Source organism: Paenibacillus taihuensis, from assembly GCF_003386535.1.
Taxonomy (GTDB): domain Bacteria; phylum Bacillota; class Bacilli; order Paenibacillales; family Paenibacillaceae; genus Paenibacillus_Z; species Paenibacillus_Z taihuensis.
The window spans coordinates 1-22,167 of record NZ_QTTN01000035.1 but is presented as its reverse complement, the minus strand read 5'-3'; the positions used below and the strand labels follow the sequence as shown (position 1 = coordinate 22,167).

Annotated in this window: 37 protein-coding genes and 1 rRNA gene; 36 read left to right on the top strand and 2 right to left on the bottom strand. The window is 48.6% G+C overall.

Translation table 11 applies throughout. The features are described from left to right. The first annotated feature begins 23 nt into the window (after window positions 1-23). From rplV to A8990_RS23220, 32 genes are all read left to right on the top strand, one after another. The gene (gene rplV / locus A8990_RS23375; RefSeq protein WP_116191459.1) at window positions 24-359 is read left to right on the top strand and encodes a 50S ribosomal protein L22; all 336 of its coding nucleotides are present in this window, start codon (window positions 24-26) and stop codon (window positions 357-359) included. Between the two features lie 13 nt (window positions 360-372). After that, entirely contained in the window at window positions 373-1,035 is a 663-nt protein-coding gene (rpsC, locus tag A8990_RS23370) for a 30S ribosomal protein S3 (RefSeq protein WP_116191458.1), read from the top strand. Between the two features lie 2 nt (window positions 1,036-1,037). Continuing rightward, on the top strand, window positions 1,038-1,472 hold the full coding sequence (gene rplP / locus A8990_RS23365) for a 50S ribosomal protein L16 (protein WP_116191457.1): 435 nt from the start codon (window positions 1,038-1,040) through the stop codon (window positions 1,470-1,472). Next, complete coding sequence (rpmC, locus tag A8990_RS23360) at window positions 1,462-1,662, top strand: 50S ribosomal protein L29 (protein WP_090583239.1); 201 nt, start codon at window positions 1,462-1,464, stop codon at window positions 1,660-1,662. Before rplP ends, rpmC begins: the two co-directional genes overlap by 11 nt. 49 nt (window positions 1,663-1,711) lie before the next feature. Continuing rightward, window positions 1,712-1,975 (top strand): 30S ribosomal protein S17, encoded by a 264-nt coding sequence (gene rpsQ / locus A8990_RS23355; protein WP_116191456.1) that lies wholly within the window; start codon window positions 1,712-1,714, stop codon window positions 1,973-1,975. Window positions 1,976-2,016: 41 nt separating this feature from the next. Beyond that, a complete protein-coding gene (gene rplN / locus A8990_RS23350; RefSeq protein ID WP_090583243.1) occupies window positions 2,017-2,385 on the top strand; it encodes a 50S ribosomal protein L14 in 369 nt (122 codons plus the stop codon). A gap of 46 nt (window positions 2,386-2,431) precedes the next feature. After that, a complete protein-coding gene (gene rplX / locus A8990_RS23345) occupies window positions 2,432-2,785 on the top strand; it encodes a 50S ribosomal protein L24 (protein ID WP_112885755.1) in 354 nt (117 codons plus the stop codon). 31 nt (window positions 2,786-2,816) lie between these two features. Next, entirely contained in the window at window positions 2,817-3,359 is a 543-nt protein-coding gene (gene rplE, locus A8990_RS23340) for a 50S ribosomal protein L5 (RefSeq protein ID WP_116191455.1), read from the top strand. A 22-nt stretch (window positions 3,360-3,381) separates the two neighbouring features. After that, window positions 3,382-3,567, top strand: coding sequence for a type Z 30S ribosomal protein S14 (locus tag A8990_RS23335; RefSeq protein ID WP_090583249.1), 186 nt, complete (start codon window positions 3,382-3,384; stop codon window positions 3,565-3,567). Between the two features lie 30 nt (window positions 3,568-3,597). Then, complete coding sequence (gene rpsH, locus A8990_RS23330; protein ID WP_090583251.1) at window positions 3,598-3,996, top strand: 30S ribosomal protein S8; 399 nt, start codon at window positions 3,598-3,600, stop codon at window positions 3,994-3,996. A gap of 30 nt (window positions 3,997-4,026) precedes the next feature. Continuing rightward, window positions 4,027-4,569, top strand: a complete 543-nt coding sequence (gene rplF / locus A8990_RS23325) for a 50S ribosomal protein L6 (protein WP_116191454.1) — start codon at window positions 4,027-4,029, stop codon at window positions 4,567-4,569. A 66-nt stretch (window positions 4,570-4,635) separates the two neighbouring features. Beyond that, a complete protein-coding gene (gene rplR, locus A8990_RS23320; RefSeq protein WP_116191453.1) occupies window positions 4,636-5,004 on the top strand; it encodes a 50S ribosomal protein L18 in 369 nt (122 codons plus the stop codon). Between the two features lie 31 nt (window positions 5,005-5,035). Beyond that, complete coding sequence (rpsE, locus tag A8990_RS23315; RefSeq protein WP_090583257.1) at window positions 5,036-5,533, top strand: 30S ribosomal protein S5; 498 nt, start codon at window positions 5,036-5,038, stop codon at window positions 5,531-5,533. A gap of 13 nt (window positions 5,534-5,546) precedes the next feature. After that, complete coding sequence (rpmD, locus tag A8990_RS23310) at window positions 5,547-5,732, top strand: 50S ribosomal protein L30 (protein ID WP_132491087.1); 186 nt, start codon at window positions 5,547-5,549, stop codon at window positions 5,730-5,732. Between the two features lie 81 nt (window positions 5,733-5,813). Next, window positions 5,814-6,254 carry a 50S ribosomal protein L15 gene (gene rplO, locus A8990_RS23305; protein WP_112885749.1) on the top strand — a complete coding sequence of 147 codons (441 nt, stop codon included), beginning with the start codon at window positions 5,814-5,816 and terminating at the stop codon, window positions 6,252-6,254. Then, window positions 6,255-7,556, top strand: a complete 1,302-nt coding sequence (secY, locus tag A8990_RS23300; protein ID WP_116191451.1) for a preprotein translocase subunit SecY — start codon at window positions 6,255-6,257, stop codon at window positions 7,554-7,556. A gap of 86 nt (window positions 7,557-7,642) precedes the next feature. After that, window positions 7,643-8,296, top strand: a complete 654-nt coding sequence (locus A8990_RS23295; RefSeq protein WP_116191450.1) for an adenylate kinase — start codon at window positions 7,643-7,645, stop codon at window positions 8,294-8,296. Then, window positions 8,293-9,054: a type I methionyl aminopeptidase gene (map, locus tag A8990_RS23290; RefSeq protein WP_116191449.1), complete on the top strand. Its 762-nt coding sequence runs from the start codon at window positions 8,293-8,295 to the stop codon at window positions 9,052-9,054. The genes A8990_RS23295 and map overlap by 4 nt, the downstream gene beginning before the upstream one ends. A 14-nt stretch (window positions 9,055-9,068) precedes the next feature. Then, window positions 9,069-9,341, top strand: coding sequence for a KOW domain-containing RNA-binding protein (locus A8990_RS23285; RefSeq protein WP_116191492.1), 273 nt, complete (start codon window positions 9,069-9,071; stop codon window positions 9,339-9,341). A 2-nt stretch (window positions 9,342-9,343) separates the two neighbouring features. Further along, window positions 9,344-9,559, top strand: coding sequence for a translation initiation factor IF-1 (infA, locus tag A8990_RS23280; RefSeq protein ID WP_015847200.1), 216 nt, complete (start codon window positions 9,344-9,346; stop codon window positions 9,557-9,559). Between the two features lie 45 nt (window positions 9,560-9,604). Beyond that, window positions 9,605-9,718 (top strand): 50S ribosomal protein L36, encoded by a 114-nt coding sequence (gene rpmJ, locus A8990_RS23275; RefSeq protein WP_003333770.1) that lies wholly within the window; start codon window positions 9,605-9,607, stop codon window positions 9,716-9,718. Window positions 9,719-9,735: 17 nt separating this feature from the next. Then, a complete protein-coding gene (gene rpsM / locus A8990_RS23270; protein WP_116191448.1) occupies window positions 9,736-10,104 on the top strand; it encodes a 30S ribosomal protein S13 in 369 nt (122 codons plus the stop codon). Window positions 10,105-10,123: 19 nt separating this feature from the next. Further along, the gene (rpsK, locus tag A8990_RS23265) at window positions 10,124-10,519 is read left to right on the top strand and encodes a 30S ribosomal protein S11 (protein WP_116191447.1); all 396 of its coding nucleotides are present in this window, start codon (window positions 10,124-10,126) and stop codon (window positions 10,517-10,519) included. 128 nt (window positions 10,520-10,647) lie between these two features. Beyond that, a complete protein-coding gene (locus A8990_RS23260; protein ID WP_116191446.1) occupies window positions 10,648-11,592 on the top strand; it encodes a DNA-directed RNA polymerase subunit alpha in 945 nt (314 codons plus the stop codon). Window positions 11,593-11,644: 52 nt separating this feature from the next. After that, window positions 11,645-12,013: a 50S ribosomal protein L17 gene (gene rplQ, locus A8990_RS23255; RefSeq protein ID WP_116191445.1), complete on the top strand. Its 369-nt coding sequence runs from the start codon at window positions 11,645-11,647 to the stop codon at window positions 12,011-12,013. A 71-nt stretch (window positions 12,014-12,084) separates the two neighbouring features. Beyond that, the gene (gene truA / locus A8990_RS23250; RefSeq protein ID WP_116191444.1) at window positions 12,085-12,825 is read left to right on the top strand and encodes a tRNA pseudouridine(38-40) synthase TruA; all 741 of its coding nucleotides are present in this window, start codon (window positions 12,085-12,087) and stop codon (window positions 12,823-12,825) included. A gap of 269 nt (window positions 12,826-13,094) precedes the next feature. Beyond that, a complete protein-coding gene (gene rplM / locus A8990_RS23245; RefSeq protein ID WP_116191443.1) occupies window positions 13,095-13,532 on the top strand; it encodes a 50S ribosomal protein L13 in 438 nt (145 codons plus the stop codon). 19 nt (window positions 13,533-13,551) lie between these two features. Beyond that, the gene (rpsI, locus tag A8990_RS23240; protein WP_116191442.1) at window positions 13,552-13,944 is read left to right on the top strand and encodes a 30S ribosomal protein S9; all 393 of its coding nucleotides are present in this window, start codon (window positions 13,552-13,554) and stop codon (window positions 13,942-13,944) included. Window positions 13,945-14,091: 147 nt separating this feature from the next. After that, complete coding sequence (locus A8990_RS23235; RefSeq protein ID WP_116191441.1) at window positions 14,092-14,784, top strand: phosphoadenylyl-sulfate reductase; 693 nt, start codon at window positions 14,092-14,094, stop codon at window positions 14,782-14,784. 35 nt (window positions 14,785-14,819) lie between these two features. Continuing rightward, window positions 14,820-15,986, top strand: coding sequence for a sulfate adenylyltransferase (gene sat, locus A8990_RS23230; RefSeq protein WP_116191440.1), 1,167 nt, complete (start codon window positions 14,820-14,822; stop codon window positions 15,984-15,986). Window positions 15,987-16,081: 95 nt separating this feature from the next. Then, window positions 16,082-16,849, top strand: a complete 768-nt coding sequence (cwlD, locus tag A8990_RS23225) for an N-acetylmuramoyl-L-alanine amidase CwlD (protein WP_116191439.1) — start codon at window positions 16,082-16,084, stop codon at window positions 16,847-16,849. A gap of 129 nt (window positions 16,850-16,978) precedes the next feature. Then, complete coding sequence (locus tag A8990_RS23220; RefSeq protein WP_116191438.1) at window positions 16,979-18,088, top strand: Mrp/NBP35 family ATP-binding protein; 1,110 nt, start codon at window positions 16,979-16,981, stop codon at window positions 18,086-18,088. Window positions 18,089-18,328: 240 nt separating this feature from the next. Here A8990_RS23220 and gerD read toward each other — a convergent pair whose 3' ends face one another. After that, window positions 18,329-19,027 carry a spore germination lipoprotein GerD gene (gene gerD, locus A8990_RS23215; RefSeq protein ID WP_116191437.1) on the bottom strand — a complete coding sequence of 233 codons (699 nt, stop codon included), beginning with the start codon at window positions 19,025-19,027 and terminating at the stop codon, window positions 18,329-18,331. A gap of 198 nt (window positions 19,028-19,225) precedes the next feature. On the opposite strand from gerD, the gene A8990_RS23210 reads away from it, so the two are divergent. Beyond that, window positions 19,226-19,858 carry a KinB-signaling pathway activation protein gene (locus tag A8990_RS23210; protein WP_181909741.1) on the top strand — a complete coding sequence of 211 codons (633 nt, stop codon included), beginning with the start codon at window positions 19,226-19,228 and terminating at the stop codon, window positions 19,856-19,858. A 9-nt stretch (window positions 19,859-19,867) separates the two neighbouring features. Here A8990_RS23210 and pdaB read toward each other — a convergent pair whose 3' ends face one another. Next, a complete protein-coding gene (pdaB, locus tag A8990_RS23205) occupies window positions 19,868-20,674 on the bottom strand; it encodes a polysaccharide deacetylase family sporulation protein PdaB (RefSeq protein ID WP_116191436.1) in 807 nt (268 codons plus the stop codon). Window positions 20,675-20,783: 109 nt separating this feature from the next. Here pdaB and A8990_RS23200 point away from each other — a divergent pair, with 109 nt between their 5' ends. The 3 genes from A8990_RS23200 to A8990_RS23190 all read left to right on the top strand — a co-directional run. Continuing rightward, window positions 20,784-21,398, top strand: a complete 615-nt coding sequence (locus tag A8990_RS23200) for a stage II sporulation protein M (protein ID WP_116191435.1) — start codon at window positions 20,784-20,786, stop codon at window positions 21,396-21,398. A gap of 103 nt (window positions 21,399-21,501) precedes the next feature. Further along, on the top strand, window positions 21,502-21,723 hold the full coding sequence (locus A8990_RS23195; protein ID WP_112885733.1) for a hypothetical protein: 222 nt from the start codon (window positions 21,502-21,504) through the stop codon (window positions 21,721-21,723). Window positions 21,724-21,964: 241 nt separating this feature from the next. Then, a 16S ribosomal RNA gene (locus A8990_RS23190) occupies window positions 21,965-22,167 on the top strand; the annotation flags it as partial.

Genomic DNA, 22,167 nt, shown 5'->3' with positions numbered 1-22,167 from the left:
AAAGTTTGAGAGGAGGTTCATCCATGCAACAAGCTAAAGCGTTCGCTAATCACGTCCGCATTGCACCTCGCAAAGCTCAATTGGTTGTTGATTTGATTCGTGGCAAGCAAGTTGGCGAAGCAATCGCGATTTTGCGTCACACGCCTAAATCGGCATCTCCAATCGTTGAGAAGTTGCTGAATTCCGCTATCGCAAACGCGGAGCACAACTACCAATTGGACGTGAACAAATTGGTCATTTCACAAGTGTTTGTGAACCAAGGACCAACAATGAAACGTTTCCGCCCGCGCGCAATGGGTCGTGCTAGCCGGATTAATAAGAGAACCAGCCACATTACTTTGGTGGTATCCGAAAAATAAGGAGGGAAAACGTGTGGGACAAAAGGTAAATCCCGTCGGTCTACGTATCGGCGTTATCCGTGATTGGGAATCCAAATGGTACGCTGGCAAAGACTTCGGCGACTTGCTTATGGAAGATGTTAAGATCCGTGAGCACCTGAAGAACAAATTGAAAGATGCGGCAGTTTCCAAGTTCGAAATCGAACGTGCAGCTAACCGCGTTAACGTTACAATTTATACAGCTAAGCCTGGTATGGTAATTGGTAAAGGCGGCTCCGAAGTTGAGACACTTCGTTCCGAGCTTTCGAAAATTGCTAAAGGCAAAAAAGTGCATATCAACATCTCCGAGATCAAACATCCTGAACTGGATGCAGTCCTCGTAGCTGAAAGCATTGCACAACAACTTGAGCGCCGGATTTCCTTCCGTCGTGCAATGAAACAATCGATTCAACGTACACTCCGTTCCGGCGCGAAAGGTATCAAAACTTCCGTTAGCGGCCGTCTTGGTGGCGCTGAGATCGCTCGTTCAGAAAGCTATAGCGAAGGTACAGTTCCTCTTCATACGCTGCGTGCGGATATTGACTACGGAACAGCGGAAGCTCATACAACTTACGGCCGTATCGGCGTTAAAGTATGGATCTACCGTGGTGAAATCCTTCCAACTAAGAAGAAAGCTCCACAGGAAGGAGGCAACTAATCATGTTGGTACCTAAACGTGTCAAACATCGTAAGCAACAACGTGGTTCCATGGCTGGTCGTGCTAAAGGCGGCACTGAAGTAGTATTCGGCGAATTCGGTCTTCAAGCTCTTGAGCCTTCATGGATCACTAACCGTCAAATCGAAGCAGCGCGTATCGCGATGACTCGTTACATCAAACGTGGTGGTAAAGTTTGGATCAAGATCTTCCCAGACAAGCCAATTACTCAAAAGCCTCTTGAAGTGCGGATGGGTAGCGGTAAAGGTAACGTTGAGAAATGGGTTGCTGTCGTAAAACCGGGCAAAATAATGTTCGAGCTTGCTGGCGTATCTGAAGAGATCGCTCGTGAGGCTATGCGTCTTGCAGCACATAAGCTTCCAGTGAAAACGAAGTTCGTGAAACGCGAAGAAGTGGGTGGTGAAGCAAATGAAAGCTAACGATTTCCGCAACCTAACCTCTGTTGAACTCGAACAAAAAGTCGCTGGATTCAAAGAAGAGCTATTCAACCTTCGTTTTCAATTGGCTACCGGCCAACTGGAAAACCCGACTCGCATCCGCGATGTTCGTAAGGACATAGCTCGTGCCAAAACCGTTCTTCGTGAAAGAGAACTCGGAATTAGCAGCTAATCTGCTTATACCCGTGAACCGATAACGAATGTATGGAAGGAGGATGAACATGAGCGAACGTAATGCGCGCAAAGTTCAAATCGGTAAAGTCGTGTCTGACAAAATGGACAAAACAATCGTTGTAGCGATTGAGACATATAAGAAGCATGACCTGTACCACAAACGTATCAAGTATACGAAAAAATTCAAAGCACATGACGAGAATAACCAGGCTAAGATTGGCGACATCGTCAAAGTCATGGAAACTCGCCCGCTTTCGAAAGACAAACGGTTCCGTTTAGTCGAAATCGTTGAAGCAGCTGTTATTTTCTAAGAATGCTTTAAGAAGCATTTTCTCGAAAGGAGGACGTTGAAATGATTCAACCATTTACGCGTTTGGCCGTCGCTGACAACTCCGGCGCGAAAGAACTGATGTGCATTCGTGTACTAGGTGGTACTGGACGTCGTGTAGGCCACATCGGCGATCTGATCGTCTGCTCCGTCAAACAAGCAACACCCGGTGGCGTTGTCAAAAAGGGTGACGTAGTAAAAGCGGTTATCGTTCGTACTAAACGTGCGGTTCGCCGTAAAGACGGTTCGTACATCGCATTTGATGAGAATGCAGCTGTAATCGTAAAAGAAGACAAGAGCCCGCGCGGCACACGTATTTTCGGACCAGTAGCTCGCGAACTTCGCGACCGCGACTTCATGAAAATCGTATCGCTTGCTCCGGAAGTTATCTAATTAGAATCTTGCGCACTTAAGCGCAGGGCACGCAGGAGGTGTACTCATGCCACGGTTAAAAAAAGTGTTGGAATCTCACAACAATAAGTTGCACGTCAAAAAAGACGACACGGTTATGGTTATTACGGGTAAAGACAAAGGCAAAAAAGGCCGCGTAATTGCTGCGTATCCACGTCAAAACCGCGTTCTCGTCGAAGGCGTCAATATGGTGAAGAAGCATACTCGTCCTTCGCAAGCTAATCCGCAAGGCGGCATTATCGAGCAAGAAGCGGCGATTCATGTTTCCAACGTTATGCACATCGATCCTAAGAGCGGTAAAGTAACTCGGATCGGTTACAAAGTGCTTGATAACGGCAATAAAGTCCGGATCGCTAAAAAGTCCGGCGAGGTTATTGATTAATTGACCGATACGGAAAGGAGGTTCACGTTACATGGCAGTAAGAATGAAAGATCGTTTTCTTAACGAAATCACTCCTGCTCTGATGCAGAAGTTCAACTATTCGACAGTAATGCAAGTGCCTAAAATCGAGAAAGTTGTTATCAACATGGGTGTTGGTGAAGCTGTTTCGAACTCCAAAGTGCTTGACGCTGCTGTTGAAGATATGCGCTTGATCGCTGGTCAAAAACCTGTCGTAACACGTTCGAAAAAATCGATCGCAGGTTTCAAACTTCGCGAAAACATGCCAATCGGGGTTAAAGTAACGCTGCGCGGTGAGCGCATGTACTACTTCCTTGATAAACTGTTCAACGTTACTCTTCCGCGCGTGCGTGACTTCCGCGGTGTTTCGAACAAAGCGTTCGACGGCCGTGGTAACTACACACTTGGCTTGAAAGAGCAGCTGATCTTCCCGGAGATCGAGTATGATAAAGTTGATAAAGTTCGTGGTATGGACGTCGTCATCGTCACGACGGCAAAAACGGACGAAGAAGCTCGTGAACTGCTGACCCAATTGGGCATGCCGTTTACGAAGTAATCCACAGGAGGTGTAATACCAAGTGGCAAAAACTTCGATGAAGGTTAAGCAGCAACGTGCACCTAAATTCAAAGTGCAGGCTTACACACGCTGCGAACGTTGCGGCCGTCCGCATTCCGTTTTGCAAAAGTTTAAAATTTGCCGGATTTGTTTCCGTGAATTAGCATACAAAGGCCAGATACCTGGCGTTAAAAAAGCAAGCTGGTAATCAGCCTAGTTCGGGAAGGAGGTTTACACAATGGTTATGTCTGATCCGATCGCAGATATGCTTACACGCATTCGCAACGCAAACGTTGTGCGTCATGAGACGGTAGAAATGCCTGCTTCTAAAGTGAAGAAGCAAATCGCAGAAATTTTGAAACGCGAGGGCTTTATCCGCGATGCTGAGTTTATCGAAGATAGCAAACAAGGGATTATCCGTATTTTCTTGAAATATGGCCCGAACCAAGAGCGTGTAATTACGGGGCTGAAACGCATCAGCAAGCCGGGTCTACGCGTTTACACGAAGAGCACTGAAGTGCCTCGCGTACTGGGTGGCTTGGGAATGGCGATCATTTCCACATCCAAAGGAATTATGACTGACAAAGAAGCTCGCCAAGTTAAGTCCGGCGGCGAAGTTGTCTGCTACGTTTGGTAATTAACTGTCACAACGATTGGAGGTGTAACAATGTCTCGTATTGGCCGTAAACCAATTACAGTTCCAGGCGGTGTAAACATCGACCTGAGCAATAGCGTAATCACTGTTAAAGGACCTAAAGGTACTCTGAGCCGCGAACTTCACAAGGATATGAAAGTGGTAGTTGCGGACAGCGTTCTTACTGTTGAGCGTCCTTCTGACAATAAATTGCATCGTTCCCTGCACGGTACAACTCGCAGCATCATTGCTAACATGGTTAGTGGTGTAACTGAAGGCTTCGTTAAGAACCTTGAGCTAGTAGGCGTTGGTTACCGTGCAAACAAAACTGGCGAGAAAATCGTACTTAACGTTGGTTACTCGCACCCAGTAGAAATCACTCCTGAGAACGGCATCGAGTTTGAAGTTCCTTCGAACACGAAAATCATCGTAAGAGGTATCGACAAGGAGCTTGTTGGTGCAACTGCTGCGAAGATCCGTTCCGTACGTGAACCTGAGCCGTATAAAGGTAAAGGTATCAAGTATGAAGGCGAGCGTATCCTTCGTAAAGAAGGTAAAGCTGGTAAGAAGAAGTAAGCAGCTGCTTAACCGCGCTGCTTGACCGGATAGCGTCATAAGGACTGAGAAAGGAGTGTACAACGAATGATTACAAAAGGCGATAAGAACAAAGCTCGTCTGAAACGTCACCTGCGTGTACGTAAGAAAATCAACGGAACTACGCAGCGTCCACGTCTCTCTGTATTCCGTTCCTCCAAGCACATCTATGCACAACTGATCGATGATGTTCAAGGCGTAACAATCGCACAAGCATCGACGCTCGATAAAGAAGTTGCAGAGCAAATTAGCAATGGCGGTAACGTTGAGGCTGCTCGCAAAATCGGTGAAGTAATTGCTGCTCGCGCTAAAGCGAAAGGCTATGACCAAGTCGTATTTGATCGCGGCGGATATTTGTACCACGGAAGAATTCAAGCACTGGCTGATGCAGCTCGTGAAGCAGGTCTTGAATTCTAATCGACAATACTTATGAAGGAGGTAACTCGACTTGCGTATAGATCCAAATGCATTGGAACTTACTGAAAAAGTAGTTCAAATCAACCGTGTAGCGAAAGTAGTAAAAGGCGGACGCCGTTTCAGCTTCAGCGCGCTGGTAGTTGTAGGCGACGGTAAAGGATACGTTGGCGCAGGAATCGGTAAAGCTGGCGAAGTACCTGATGCAATCCGCAAAGGTATTGAAGACGCTAAGAAAAACCTGATTCATGTTCCACTCGTGAAAACAACAATTCCTCACCAAGTACTTGGTCACTTCGGCGCTGGCCGCGTTCTTTTGAAGCCAGCATCTGAAGGTACTGGAGTAATTGCAGGCGGCCCGGTTCGTGCCGTTCTTGAGCTTGCAGGTGTAGGTGACATTCTGACTAAATCGCTTGGCTCTTCAAACTCCATGAATATGGTTAACGCGACACTAGAAGGACTTTCCCGTCTGAAACGTGCCGAAGATGTTGCTAAACTTCGTGGCAAAACAGTTAAAGAGCTTTTGGGCTAAGGAGGAGAATACGATGGCAAAATTGCAAATCACCCTCGTTCGCAGCCTGATCGGTCGTAACGAGAAACAGCGTGCGACTGTTGCTACGCTCGGTCTTCGCAAAATTCGTCAATCGGTTGTCCACAGCGACAGCCCAGCTATCCGTGGCATGATTACTCATGTCAGCCACTTGGTTAAAGTGGAAGAAGTACAAGGTTAATCGCCATTCAGGGCGAAGTAATATAGCAACAACAAGTGATGTCGGAAGACAACACAAAACATTAAGGAGGTGCAACGCACGATGAAATTGCATGAACTTTCACCAGCACCGGGTTCTCGTAAAGAAGGTTTCCGTAAAGGCCGTGGTATCGGTAGCGGAAACGGTAAGACTGCCGGTCGCGGTCACAAAGGTCAAAATGCTCGTTCCGGTGGTGGCGTTCGCCCAGGGTTCGAGGGCGGTCAAAACCCATTGTACCGTCGTCTGCCTAAACGCGGCTTCAACAACCCATTCCGTAAAGAGTATGCGATTGTGAACATCGATGAGTTGAACGGCTTTGCAGCTGGCACAGAAGTAACTCCTGAGCTACTGCTTGAGCAAGGTATCGTTAAAAACCCACAGAGCGGAATCAAAATCTTGGGTAACGGCGAAATCACTGTTCAGCTTACGGTAAAAGCAAGCAAGTTCTCTCAATCTGCGGTAGAGAAAATCCAGGCTGCCGGCGGTAAAACCGAGGTGATCTAATTGTTCAAGACCGTGTCCAACATTTGGAAAGTGGAAGACCTTCGCAAGCGGATCCTGTTCACTTTGTTCATCTTGCTCGTTTACCGAATCGGTTCTTTTATCCCGGTTCCTGGTGTAGATAAAGATGTATTTACGCAAACGGATCAGGCCGGTTCTGAGTTGTTTGGTTTGCTTAATACGTTCTCCGGTGGGGCACTGTTCCAGTTCTCGATTTTCGCGATCGGGATCATGCCTTACATCACCTCATCGATCATCGTACAATTGTTGTCGATGGACGTAATTCCTAAATTCGCTGAATGGGCGAAAGAAGGCGAGAACGGAAAACGTAAGCTTGCTCAAATTACTCGTTACGGTACCGTTATTCTTGGTCTTGTCCAAGGTTTCGGTACAGCGATCGGTTTCAATCGGCTCTACTCGCTCGATATGATTCCTAATGCGACGTATACGGATTATATTATGATTGCGATAATCCTTACGGCAGGAACTGCCTTCCTCATGTGGCTCGGAGAGCAAATCACAGAGAAAGGCATCGGTAACGGGATTTCGGTCCTGATCTTCGCCGGTATCGTAGCAAGAATTCCTTCACATGCGCGTTCGATTTACCAACAAGAGTTCGTGGATGTGCAAGGTTCGCTCTTCCTCAACATCATTAAGGTAGTTGCGATTATTATTGCAATCATTGCAATCGTAGTCGGGGTTATCTTCGTTCAACAAGGGATTCGTAAAATTCCGGTTCAATACGCTAAACGCGTAGTTGGTCGGAAAATGTACGGTGGTCAATCGACACACATTCCGCTCAAAGTTAACGGCGCAGGGGTTATTCCGGTAATCTTCGCTGTGTCGCTGCTGATGTTCCCGATCACGATCGCGAACTTCTGGTCGACACACTCTTGGGCAAGATGGGTTCAAGAACACATGCCTTACGACAAACCGCTTGGTATGGTGTTGTATGTAATTCTGATTGTAGCTTTCACGTTCTTCTACACGTTCGTGCAAATCAATCCGGTGCAGATGGCTGATCAAATGAAGAAGAATGGCGGTTATATCCCAGGTATTCGCCCAGGTAAACCAACATCCTCTTACATTACACGCGTCATGTCGCGTATCACGCTCAGCGGTGCGATTTTCTTGTCGCTTATCTCGATCCTGCCGGTTCTGTTCGGTACGCTCGCAGATCTGCCTCGTGACGTTAAGCTGGGCGGTACATCGCTGCTAATCGTTATCGGTGTTGCATTGGATACGATGAAGCAGATCGAGACGCAATTGATCAAGCGCCACTACAAAGGGTTTATCAATAAATAACTATAGGTTCGCTAGCGGGCTTCCGCGCATGTAGCATGTGGCGGGACCCGGCCGAGCCTATTATGTTTAAAGCGAGGAACACGCTAATGAACATCTTATTCATGGGCCCTCCAGGCGCAGGTAAAGGCACACAGGCGGAACGTATTGTGGATACTTTCAAAGTACCGCATATCTCCACTGGCGATGCTTTCCGTTTGGCAATGAAGCAAGGCACTCCACTTGGTGTGAAGGCGAAAGAATTCGTGGATCAAGGTCTTCTTGTTCCCGATGAAATTACGAACGGCATCGTTCGTGACCGCCTTGCGCAAGAGGATTGCAACATAGGCTTCCTGCTTGACGGTTTTCCACGCACGCTTCAGCAAGCTGAGGCGCTGGACGGGATGTTGGCTGAAATGGGACGCAGTATCGATCACGTCGTTAACCTCAAGGTTGACCGCGGTCTACTGCTTGCGCGTCTGACCGGTCGTCGCATTTGTAAATCATGCGGCTCCACGTACCATGTTATGTTCAACCCGCCGAAGCAAGAAGGCGTTTGTGATAAATGCGGCGGCGAGCTGTATCAGCGGTCAGACGATACGGAAGCAAAAGTAGGCACGCGTCTTGACGAATACATCTCCAAAACGGCTCCATTGCTCGAGTACTACTCGAACAAAGGCGTTTTGTGTGAAGTAGACGGCGAGAGGGAAATCGACGAAGTTACGGCTGAGATCGTAAGCTGCCTACGGGGAACAGCGGAATGATCATATGCAAATCCGATTCGGAATTGCAATATATGAGAAGAGCTGGTCAAATTGTTGCGGAAACGCATCGATTGCTTAAACAAGCGATTCGCCCAGGTGTAACCACCAAGGAATTGGACGAAATTGCTGAATCGTACATTCGCAGTCAGGACGCCATACCTTCTTTCAAAGGGTACAATCAATTTCCTGCCAGCATCTGCGCTTCTGTAAACAATGAGCTGGTACACGGCATTCCTGGACCACGCAAACTGAACGACGGCGACGTCATCAGTATTGATATCGGCGCACAGTACAAAGGGTATCATGGCGATTCGGCATGGACCTATGGTGTGGGCGAGATAAGTGAAGAGTCAAAGCGGCTGCTCGACATTACAGAACAGTCACTGTATGCAGGACTCGCACTCGTGAAGCCGGATGTTCGTTTGTTTACCATCTCGCATGCGATTCAACAAGTGATCGAAGCTGCTGGTTTATCTGTTGTTCGTGAGTTTGTCGGTCATGGTATTGGTGCAGACCTCCATGAAGAACCTGAAATTCCGAACTACGGATTACCCGATCGCGGACCTCGTCTTAAACCAGGAATGGTTCTGGCGATTGAGCCGATGGTCAACATCGGTGAGCGATATGTGCGTACTCTGGAGGATAATTGGACAGTCGTTACGGAAGACGGTTCATGGTGTGCTCACTTCGAGCATACGGTGGCTGTAACTGAAGATGGCTGCGAAATATTAACCCTATCCAGGGAGCAGGCAGGTTGAGCGCATTGGAATATATGCCGGAGATCGGTCGACTTGTGAAGGTGCTTCGGGGGAAAGACGCAGGCTCATATGCCGTTATCATTCAGGTTCTGGATGAACGTTTTGTTCTTGTAGCAGACGGCGACAAGCGGCGCTTCGATCAATCGAAGAAGAAGAACGTACTGCATCTTCTGATGCAACCGGTCGTCAGTCCAGAAGTGGCTGACAGCATGCGGGAAACCGGCCGTGTAACAAACGCAAAATTGCGTTATGCTATTCAGAAGGCTCTGCAAGGGAAAGGAGACTGACTTTGGCTAAAGAAGACGTCATTGAAGTCGAAGGTACGGTTATTGAACCACTACCTAACGCCATGTTCAAGGTGGAACTGGAGAACGGACACCAGATTCTCGCTCACGTATCGGGCAAGCTCAGAATGCATTTCATCCGTATTCTGACAGGAGATAAAGTAGTCATTCAGTTGTCACCTTATGATTTGTCAAGAGGACGCATTACCTATCGGAAGTAGTCGCTTAAGGCGCCTGCCCACGAAAGATATCGGGAGGTAATCACAATGAAGGTAAGACCTTCGGTCAAGCCGATTTGCGAGAAATGTAAAGTCATTCGCCGCAAAGGCAATGTTATGGTTATTTGTGAAAATCCGAAACACAAACAAAAACAAGGATAAAGGAGGAATAACGGTACATGGCACGTATTGCTGGTGTAGACTTACCGCGTGATAAGCGCGTTGTCATCGCTCTAACGTACATCTTCGGTATCGGCAGAACAACTGCTAACAAGATCCTGGAAACGACTGGTATTAGCGAAAATACTCGCGTTCGCGATCTGACTGAAGATGAAGTTAGCCAACTTCGTGAAACAATCGACAAGACTGTTAAAGTTGAAGGCGACCTTCGTCGTGAGATCTCGCTTAACATCAAACGTCTGATCGAAATCGGTTGCTACCGTGGTGTTCGTCACCGTCGTGGTCTTCCGGTTCGTGGTCAACGGACTAAAACAAATGCTCGTACGCGTAAAGGTCCTCGCCGGACTGTAGCGAACAAGAAGAAATAAGAAGGAGGGATAACCGATAATGGCTAAACCAAAAAAAGTGGTGCGTACGAAACGTCGTGACCGTAAAAATATTGATTCTGGCGTAGCGCACATCCGCTCGACATTCAATAATACGATCGTAACGATTACAGATCCGCACGGAAACGCGATTTCTTGGGCAAGCTCGGGTAACCTCGGCTTTAAAGGTTCCCGTAAGAGCACGCCTTATGCAGCTCAAATGGCTGCTGAATCCGCAGCTAAAGCGGCAATGGAACACGGTATGAAAACGGTCGAGGTAATGGTTAAAGGCCCAGGCGCTGGTCGTGAAGCAGCAATTCGTTCGCTTCAAGCAACTGGTCTGGAAGTTAACCTTATTAAAGACGTAACTCCGGTTCCACATAACGGATGCCGCCCGCCAAAACGTCGTCGCGTATAGTCCAAATTTTGTGGTATCAAATTAATCCAACTTGTGAATAATGGTTGTGAAGGTTTGCCATACTACATGATTTGACTTACAATCGCGATAATGGTAACGGAGCGACGTTTTGAGGGAGGGTTCTATTAGTGATTGAGATCGAAAAGCCGAAAATCGAAACCGTAGAACTGAATGAGGATGGCACTTACGGACGGTTCGTCGTTGAACCGCTTGAACGTGGATACGGAGCAACGCTTGGGAATTCCCTTCGTAGAATTCTGTTGTCGTCGCTGCCTGGCGCAGCGGTAACATCTGTTCAAATCGATGGTGTTCTTCATGAGTTCTCTACGGTTCCAGGTGTGATGGAAGATGTTACTGAAATCATCCTGAATCTCAAAGGCCTCTCGCTAAAAATCCATTCCGACGAAGAGAAGGTATTGGAAATTGATGCGGAAGGTGAAGGCAACGTTACGGCTGGCGATATTCGCGCAGACAGCGATGTCGAGATTTTAAGCCCTGATCTTCATATCGCGACGCTGGCCTCCGGTGCACGTCTTCACATGCGAGTATTTGCTAACCGCGGACGCGGTTATGTGCAAGCAGATCGCAACAAACGGGAAGATCAGCCTATCGGCGTTATCCCTGTTGATTCGATCTACACGCCGATTACTCGTGTAAACTACTCGATTGAGAATACACGTGTTGGTCAAGTGACTAACTACGATAAGCTCACACTTGAAGTTTGGACTGACGGAAGCATTCGTCCGGAAGAGGCAGTCAGCCTCGGCGCCAAAATTTTGACTGAGCATCTGGATCTGTTCGTTGGTCTGACTGACGAAGCGAAAGATGCTGAGATCATGGTTGAAAAAGAAGAAGACAAGAAAGAGAAAGTGCTCGAGATGACGATCGAAGAACTCGATCTGTCCGTGCGTTCTTATAACTGTCTCAAACGTGCAGGTATCAACACCGTTCAAGAGCTGATCACGAAGACGGAAGAAGACATGATGAAAGTCCGTAACCTCGGACGCAAGTCTTTGGAAGAAGTTCAAGAGAAGCTTGAAGAACTTGGTCTTGGCCTCCGCATGGAAGAATAGAAAGCAGCACAGACTAGAGGTCTATAGACTGTTTTAAGGAGGGGAAATTCGAATGGCATATTCAAAATTGAGCCGTGACGCTAGCTCCCGGAAAGCATTGTTCCGCGATCTCGTTACTGACTTGTTCTTGTATGAGCGTATTCAAACGACTGAGGCGAAAGCGAAAGAACTTCGTCCAATCGCTGAGAAGCTGATCACGCTTGCTAAACGCGGTGATCTTCACGCGCGTCGTCAAGTTGCAGCTTTCGTTCGCCGTGAGTCTCTTGCTGCAGGTGAGCAAGATGCAATCCAAAAATTGTTCTCAGAACTGGCAACTCGTTACTCGGAGCGTCCAGGCGGCTATACGCGTATCTTGAAGCTAGGACCTCGTCGCGGTGACGCGGCGCCTATGGTTTACTTGGAACTGGTAGACCGCGCGTAGCAAACGAAGGGTGGACCTTGCGGCCACCTTTTTTTGTTGCCCTTAGGAGCACCGGTGAAAGGAGACTTGGGATGAGGAACATTCGGATGGTCATCAGCTATGTAGGAACGTCCTACCACGGCTTTCAGACACAACCGATCGGTAACACGGTTCAAGATGTCTTAGAGCAGGCAATTGTCGTGCTAACGGGGGAGAAAGTAAATATTACTGCGTCAGGAAGAACAGATGCTGGCGTTCACGCACGTGGACAAGTCATCAACTTCCTGACTTCATCACCAATACCCGTGCATCGCTGGGCATTGGCGCTCAATTCCAGACTTCCGGATGATATTTCGGTACTGAGAGCGGATGAAGTGCCCCTTGATTTTCATGCCAGTTACAGCGCCAAACGGAAGACGTATCGGTATTCCATCGATACGAACAAGTTTGCGGATATTTTTGAACGGTATTATCGATTTCATTATCCCATGCCTCTTCGTCTGCCCGAGATGAGAGCTGCGCTTGCGAAGCTGGTAGGCCAGCATGACTTCACATCATTCGCATCGCAGCGATCGACCAAACGAACCCATACGCGGACAGTGATCAGCGCACGTTTGGACGAGAGCGAAGGGAAGCTTGATCTCTTCATTACGGGGGATGGTTTCCTTTACAACATGGTAAGAATCATTGTAGGAACGCTTCTGCGAGTTGGAGAAGGCAAGTGGAATGTAGATGATGTTGTCCGCATTCTAGCTGCCAAGGACCGCACTAAAGCTGGACCTACGGCTATGGCTCACGGACTTATGTTGTGGGAAGTGGAGTACGACGATTGATGAGTATTTCCAACTCTTCACATGCATCGTATCCAAAGAAATCACTTGCACTTGCCTATTCGTTGTAGTAGAATATAACTTGTGCTTTCTTAGTGGCTCTCCCACAGCCCCGACTGAGATCGCCGCGTAACATCAGTATTTTGACGATTAATCGAGCCGTTTACGGATGATTGGCTCGAGGAGACCGATGGTCGATTCAGCATCATCTTTAAAGGTCACATAACAACATAAATGAACCGATTGTTTGAAATGAAGAAGGAGGAACATCCATGCGCACTACCTATATGGCTAAGCCAAATGAAGTTGAACGCAAATGGTACGTCATTGACGCAGAAGGCAAAACGCTTGGCCGCCTTGCGAGCGAAGCTGCAGCCCTGATCCGCGGCAAACACAAACCACAATTTACACCTCACGTTGACACGGGTGACTTCGTAGTTGTCATCAACGCTGAAAAGATCCACCTGACAGGCAAGAAATTGCAAAACAAAATGTACTACCGTCACTCCATGTACCAAGGCGGTTTGAAAGTTACTCCAGCCCAAGACATGATCAAGAACAAGCCAGAATACGTTCTGGAACAAGCTATCCACGGCATGCTTCCTAAAAATCGCCTTGGCGACAAAATGAAGCTTAAACTCAAAGTATATGCAGGATCGGAACACCCGCATCAAGCACAAAATCCAGAAGTTTACGAACTTCGCGGTTAATTAGAGGGAGGTCAGTTTCATGGCACAAGTTCAATACTATGGAACCGGTCGTCGTAAACACTCTGTAGCACGTGTACGTCTCGTGCCGGGTGAAGGACGAATCATTATCAACAAACGTGATCTTAATGACTACTTCGGTTTGGAAACACTGAAGCTGATCGTTAAACAACCGCTTGCTCTTACTGAGACTACAAGCAAATACGATATCTTGGTAATCGCACACGGCGGCGGTATCTCCGGCCAAGCTGGCGCAATCCGTCACGGTATTTCCCGTGCATTGCTCAAAGCAGACCCTGAATTCCGTCCAGCTCTGAAACGTGCTGGCTTCTTGACTCGTGACCCACGTATGAAAGAACGTAAGAAATACGGTCTTAAAGCAGCTCGTCGTGCACCACAATTCTCGAAACGTTAATATTTTTCATCAAATGCCTTCTCTGTTCAAGCAGAGAGGGCATTTTTCATTTATATACATATTTATAAGCATTGAACAATTTCCAGAATGGACGTATAATTTAATGTAGATTGATTTACTAGGAATTAAGATATGGAGGGCATCACCATGAATCTGTTTGAAAAAGAAGCGCTCATCAAAGAGCAGGCAGAACTACTGGAAAACGCAACGCCGCAAGAAATCCTGAAGTTCGCGGTAGAAACATTCCCGAACATCACATTTGCATGCAGTTTTGGCGCGGAAGATGTCGTGCTTGTCGATATGCTGCAGAAGATTAGCCCGAAGACAGATATTTTCTATCTGGATACGGACTTCCACTTTAAAGAAACGTATGAGACACGCGACAAGATGGAAGAGATCTACAACCTGAAGTTCGTTCAAGTGAAGCCAGCCATTACGCCTGAGGAGCAAGCTGTCCAATTCGGCGAAGAGCTGTGGAAGTCGGATGCAACTCAATGCTGTAACATTCGTAAGGTAGATCCACTTACACAAATCCTGTCCAAGTACGAAGCATGGATCACAGGCATTCGCCGTGACCAAGCGCCGACTCGTGCTAATGCGAAGAAGATCGAGTACGACACGAAGTTCGGATTGGTAAAATTCAATCCGATCGCGAACTGGACTTCCGAGGATGTTTGGAACTATATCCGTGAGAACAATGTTTACTACAATCCGCTACACGACAACAACTATCCGAGTATCGGCTGCGAATACTGCACACGCCAAGTTATGCCAGGTGAAGATCCTCGTGCAGGACGTTGGTCCGGTCAAGAGAAAACAGAGTGCGGATTGCATAAATAAAATAATTAATTAATAAGCAGAGGAGTTTCCCATACATGACCAGCATTAAGCCGCATGGCGGCGTACTCGTCAACCGAATCGCAACAGGCGCTGAACGCGAAGCGCTCTTACCAGAAGCGGCATCGTTACCATCCATCATCATTAACAATTGGACTATTTCCGATTTGGATTTGATCGGCGTAGGCGCGTTCTCGCCGCTTACAGGATTCCTTAATGAAGCGGACTATCGCTCGGTTGTTGAGCGTATGCGGCTTGCAGACGGCACAGTATGGAGTATCCCAATTACACTTGCCGTTGAAGAAGCGAAGGCAGCTGAACTGTCCACAGGCCAGCGTGCAGCGCTTATTGGTGAAGATAATACGGTATATGCCGTTATCGAGATCGAGAGCATCTATAACGTTGATCAGAAGCACGAAGCTGTGAATGTGTTCAAGACAGACGATGTTGCACACCCAGGCGTAGCGAAGCTCTACGCTCGTCCTTCTACGTACGTAGGGGGTTCGATTACTGTACTGAACCGTCCTGTGCCGGAGAAATTCAACGAGTTTTATTTTGACCCGGCTGAAACAAGACGGATCTTCGCGGAGAAGGGCTGGCGCTCAGTTGTTGGCTTCCAAACACGTAATCCGGTTCACCGTGCTCATGAATATATCCAGAAGTGTGCAATGGAAATTGTAGATGCACTCTTCTTGAACCCGCTTGTTGGCGAAACGAAGTCCGATGATGTTCCAGCGAACGTTCGGATGAAGAGCTACATCGCGCTGCTCGAGAACTACTACCCAGCGGATCGTACGTTCCTTGGCGTATTCCCGGCAGCAATGCGTTATGCTGGCCCGCGTGAAGCGATCTTCCATGCGATGGTTCGCAAAAACTACGGCTGCACGCACTTCATCGTTGGACGTGACCATGCTGGTGTAGGTGATTACTACGGTACGTATGAAGCGCAAGAGCTGCTTCGTTCGTTCCCGGCGGACGATCTCGGTATCCAGCCGCTTTATTTTGAACACAGCTTCTTCTGCACGAAGTGCGGCAACATGGCATCGAGCAAAACTTGCCCGCACGGCAAAGAGGATCATTTGACATTGTCCGGTACGAAGGTTCGTGCGCTGCTGCGCGATGGCGTATGCCCTCCGCCAGAATTCTCCCGTCCGGAAGTGGCCAAGATTCTTATCGAAGGTATGGCTGAACAGCCTGTGAATTAAGAGCATAACAAGCCACCTCGTCCCATAGGATGATAAAGAAGCACAGGACAACTTCTGTGCATGATCATCGGATGGAGATTGGGGTGGCTTTTTGTATGACCAAAGTTCGGAAACGCTTCGTCATCTGGATTACCTATCGAGGCGCGGTCCGCATTACGCTAGGTGTCATCGCTGTTCTGCTAACCGTGATCCTGTTGACGCAGGAAGTGCCGGCTACGCGTACCTGGACGTATTGGACGCTGCCGCTATCCGGCAAAGTGATCGCCATCGATGCGGGACACGGCGGAGTGGACGGAGGAGCGGTTAGCAATCAGGGGCTTGTGGAGAAGGACTTGAACCTCGCGATTGCTCTTCAGCTTCGGGATTATCTGCAGGAGGCCGGCGCAATTGTCGTGATGACCCGAGAAGGTGATTACGACCTTGCTGACAAGGGAACCTCGAAGATCAGCCAGCGTAAAACGCAGGACTTGGTGAAACGGGCACAATTCGTGAAGGACAACCATGCAAGCCTGCTGCTGAGCATTCACATGAACAGTATACCTTCGCCTAAATGGTCCGGCGCACAGACATTCTTCTATCCGAATATGCCGGAGAACGCCGTCCTCGCATCACTAATTCAAGATGAAATACGGCGAAATCTCGCCAACACGGATCGCCTTGCGGCCACAGTGAATACCGTCTACCTCTTGAAGGCTATGCAAGATGTACCAACCGCGCTCGTTGAGGTGGGCTTCTTATCGAACCCAGGCGAGGCTTCCAGGCTGGCAGATGCCGAGTATCAGAAGAAGGTGGCAGCATCGATCTATCAAGGCGTTCTGCGCTTCACAGCGGGCGAGAAGTGGGGAGCTGCGCCTAAAGGATAGACGAGCTTAAGGCTTCGCTTATTCGGTGCTGAGGTTGGAAGGCGGGCATTGTCTTGTTATAATAAGAGCAAGTACTTACAGCATATATGCACTAATGTTGAAATCAGGGACAAGAGGAGACGAATATACATGTTGACCCGTGAGAATGTAATTGAAGCCGCCGAATCAGTGGCGGCTCCTTATAAAGCGGAAGGCACGCAGATTACCTTCCGCGATGTTGTAGTGAAGGACCGTCACGTATCGATGACGGTCATCGGTGCGGCCGCGAGCGCGGAGAGCGCGCTTGAGGCTGCTCTGCGCGAAGCGCTGACCGCAGCCGGCGCCGAAACCGTGCACTGCCGGTTTCGGTCCGGCGAGGCCGCGCCGCAGGCGGCCGGCAGCGCAGGCGCAGCAGCAGCTGCGGGCGCTTCCGCCGCAGGCGCGGCAGGCGGCGCGGGCCCCGTACGTGGTCACGGGGCCGGCCTTGAGGCGAATCCGCTGCTCGGCGGTAGCAGCGGGACGCACTTCATCGCCGTCGCCAGCGGCAAGGGCGGCGTCGGCAAGTCCACGGTGACCGTCAATCTCGCGGTCGCCTTAGCCCGCAGGGGCAAGCGTGTGGGCATTATCGACGCCGACATCTACGGCTTCAGCGTGCCCGATATGATGGGCATCGAGGAGCGCCCAGAGGTCGTGAACGAACGCGTAATCCCGATTGAGAAATTCGGGGTCAAAGTGATGTCGATGGGCTTCTTCGTTGAAGACAATGCGCCGATCGTATGGCGTGGTCCAATGCTCGGCAAGATGCTCCGCAATTTCTTCGCGGAGATCGAGTGGGGCGAGCTGGACTACCTGCTGCTTGACCTGCCGCCAGGCACAGGCGACGTGGCGCTAGATGTTCATCAGATGATTCCGCAGAGCAAGGAAATCATCGTTACGACGCCGCATGCGACAGCTGCCTTCGTTGCTGCACGAGCAGGCGCAATGGCAATCAAGACCGAACATGAAATTATCGGTATCGTTGAGAATATGTCGTACTACATCAGCAAGGACGGGGAGCACGAGTACGTGTTTGGCCGCGGCGGCGGCGCGAGACTGGCGGAGTCGCTGAACGCGGATCTGCTTGCCCAAATTCCGCTTGGCGCGCCGGACAACCTCGCGACCGAGCCGGATTTTGCACCATGCGTATATAAAGCCGATACAGACACGGGCCGCATCTACTTGGAAGTGGCTGACTCTGTTATCGCGAAGTGTGAAGCGTAAGCCACAACTCACTGGACTGCTTACACGCCTTTGCACTACACGCACTGCACTCTTAACCCTTCACGTCACCTTCATCAACTAAAAAAGCCAACATCCTGCACAATTGTGCATAAGATGTTGGCTTTTCTTTATTCAATTACTTATCCACCTGTGTATATCCACTGCCGCTTAACCACTGTCTCTTATCCAGTTCCCTTATCCACGACTTATCCACTTATCCTGTATAACTTTCGAATTGGATCAACCGCCGCCGCCGGAGTCACCCATACCATCGCCGCCGCTGTCGCCGCCACTATCACCGCCGCTGTCACCCTCACCGCCGCCGCTATCCTTTTGCTTTGTCACTTTTTCATCAGGCTTCGGCTTAAGTTCTTCTTGAACGGCTTTTTTAAGCAGATCGAGAATTTCTAAGCGGTAGAGCGGGCTTTGCATCGATTCCTGCATGATCGACATGACCTGCTTGCGATATTGCGTGCTTTGCAGCACTTCCAGAATCATTTTATCCATTTCAGGGCTCTTCATCACTTGCATAAGATCCTTCTGATAAGTCGGATCCTTCAGCAAATCCTTATGAATTTGCTTGTTCTGCTTATTGACTGCCTTCGCAAACTCGCCAGCGAAGCGGGGATCTGTCATCAATTTCTCGATCGTTTTATTGTACTCCGGTGATACGAGCGTTTCTTTTACAGCCATCCGCATTTGTTCCTGATCTTGTACGGACAGAATTCGTGCACCGGTACCGTTGTTGCCTATAGTTGCTGAGGCCGATTCCTGAAGCGCCTTTTGGGCATCCTCGGTTTTAAGAATGTCGATGACCATCGATTTCATATCCTTATAACTAATCGGCTCACTGGACGCGCTGGTCGGCTCAGACCCGCAGCCGGACAATAGTGATGCGATAATGGCGATGGCACCTACCCATGACAAACGTTTGAGCATATTGGCACTGTCTCCCTTCTGAAAATACGGCTTTTTTCTAGCTGTAGTATGCGACAATGTTCATCGGATTATCATGGACGAGACATAGCTTTTTGCAAGTGGCGTGGTACAATGAAGGATGATTAAACTTGATTGAAAAATAAGCCGTTTAAACGGCATAATACTTGCCCGCACAAATTGTTTAGGAGCTGAATTAACGTGAATATTCGAAAATGGTTTTTCTTATTCTGGAGCACAATGGCAGTCGGCGCTGTCGTTACAACTATTGTTGGCAGCATGATGCAGTGGACGGACCGCTCGTTCGGCTTTGTCGGCGTGGAAGCGGCAGGCTTTAATGCAGGCATGATGGCGCTCGTCGGCCTGCTGTTCGGTGCATTCAGCCAAATGGGCTTCTTTTCTTACTTGACGCTGAATTACATCGCCCTGAGCGTTCTGCGCAAAGGCTACCTCTGGAATGCGCTGCAAGCTTACACTGTATTATTTGCCCTCGGAGGCATCGGTTATTTGCTGTATCAGGATCGCGCGTCCTTAAATAGTTGGATTTTCTGGGTACTGCCGCTAGGACTAGCAATTGCCGCATATGGAGTGGCATATTACAAATCAAAACTTACGAACAACAATGCGTTTATTCCTACGCTGTTCCTGCAAGTGGTCGTTACCGTTATTGAGTCGTGGAAAGCGCTGCAGGGCGATGGAGCGAACGTTAATGCCATGTTCTTCATGATTGTTCCGATGTTCGCTTGCAACGCTTATCAAATCCTGCTGCTGCACCGTCTTGTCCGCAAAGAGCAAACAGCCGATTCCGCATCGAATGCGAAACCGGCCGTCTAGTTCATAACATTAATTTTCTGCTGAAGCGTCGAGCTGCTGATGGAACATCGTTGCTTTATCCTGCACCGTTTTGCCCTGCAGCTCCGTTTGCGCGATCAGCTCGGACACCGTCACAAACTCATAGCCTTTGCTGCGCAGCTGGTCAATGATGGCCGGCAGCGCTTCATGCGTTTGTTTTACGGAGTCGCTTGCATGCATGAGAATGATATCGCCCGGATGAGCCTTGCTCACAACGCGGTTAATGATTTTCTCCGTGCCAATGTTCATCCAATCGAGCGAATCTGTATCCCACTGAATGACTTTATAGTTCATTTGTTCCGCAATACGAAGGACCCTTTTGTCAAAATCGCCATTAGGCATGCGAATCAGGGACGGAGTTTTGCCGGTTACCTGTGTAAGGATGTTTTGTGCCGTTTCGATTTGAGTGCGAATTTCCTCATCGCTGAACGTGCTATAATTGCCATGCTTATGGCCGTGGCTTCCGATTTCATACCCTGCATCGACGATCTTCTTCACAATATCCGGATGGGACTGGCTCCAAGGGGAGGAGAGGAAGAAGGTAACGTTCTTAACCCCTTTTTCCTTCAGCACCTCGAGAATCGGCTCCGTACGCTTTTCACCCCAGCTAATATCGAACGTCAGCGCAACCACTTTCTTATCCGTCGGAACACTGTAGATCGCCGCGGGCTGGTCCGGGGCAAACACCGTAATATTGTCCTTCTCTGCGTAAATTACGCCGGCAGCAAAGATAATCCCGACTGTCATTAGAAAATAACGTTTCAGCTTTCGTCCGTTCATTACATAAAACATGTTCATTATTTTCGTACACTCCCCTCTAATTAGGCTTGTTCTAGTACAAGATATGCTCGTACCATCAACTTATTACAGCTCGGCCCAAAAACTGCTTAAAGAGGTGCTTGCACTTATGTTCTCTCCCAAGGAAATATTCCGCCATCTGAAGATGATGCGGCATTATATTGCATTCAGTACGATCTTTCTGCTCGCAGGCATGGTTGTTGGAGCTACGAATCCGGACCTCGAGGCCTTTATTCAAGGACAGATGAGCGGACTTCGTAACGTCGCGCAAAATATCGATTCCAGCAGCCACCCGACATTATTCTTAATGGTGTTTATTTTCTTTAATAACGTCATTAAAGCCATTCTGGTCATGTACATAGGAGCTATCTTCGGCATAGTACCCATCATCTTCTTGGCGATCAACGGGATGATGATCGGTTATTTGGTTCATAAGTCAGCGGAGCAGGGCGGAGACACGTTATTTACCATCGTCTTTAAAGGGCTGCTTCCTCACGGCATCATCGAGCTTGCCGCGATTGTAATTGCATGCGCATATGGACTGCGGTTTGGCAAAATCATGCTCCAAGGCATCGGCGCGCTGCTAACGAGAAGACCAGGTTGGTCGCAGGAGCTCGAACGTTTCGTCATGCGAACACTTCCGGTCATGGTTTTACTAACTGTCATGCTTGCCTTTGCAGCGTTAATTGAAAGTACAGTTACAGTCTGGTTATTAGGAAAGTAATAAAATTACCAATTTTTGTGCATAACAATAAAGCGGCGGTTTCGTGTCATGCGAGACCGCCGTTTTGTATCGGCTAGTTTAAAGAAGGAGGCCGCAATCGGTTATGCTTGGAATATTGTTCAACGACAAAGAATGTAAAGAACTAGACTATGTACTCCGCAAAGAACTCGACGAAATGCTACTCGACTTGAACGATTCCCGGCTAGACGGTGATATTAAGACCGCGATTGCTAAACGTTATAAAGTGATTTTTCGGATGTATGCCCGTATCGCCTCCCCGAAAGAGCTGTCCCGTTACGCGCTCAATATGCGCTCATACCGCTGATTTAAAGGTCAATTCACATGTGAATAAAAAAAATGAAAAAAAGGGTTGCATTGTTTATTAACGGTGTGATATATTAATCAAGTCGCCGCTGAGACATACGGCGCACGAGAGTAAAAAGAAACAATTTGTTCCTTGAAAACTGAACAATGAGCGACCTGTCAAAAGGTCATACAATTAAGCTAGTTTTTTGAATGAGCTAACAAGCGAATTCATTTAGCGCAAATGGCTCCGCCATTTCGCCTTTATGGAGAGTTTGATCCTGGCTCAGGACGAACGCTGGCGGCGTGCCTAATACATGCAAGTCGAGCGGATCTTACCTTCGGGTAAGGTTAGCGGCGGACGGGTGAGTAACACGTAGGCAACCTGCCTGTGAGACCGGGATAACATTCGGAAACGAATGCTAATACCGGATATGCAACTTGGCTGCATGGTCGAGTTGGGAAA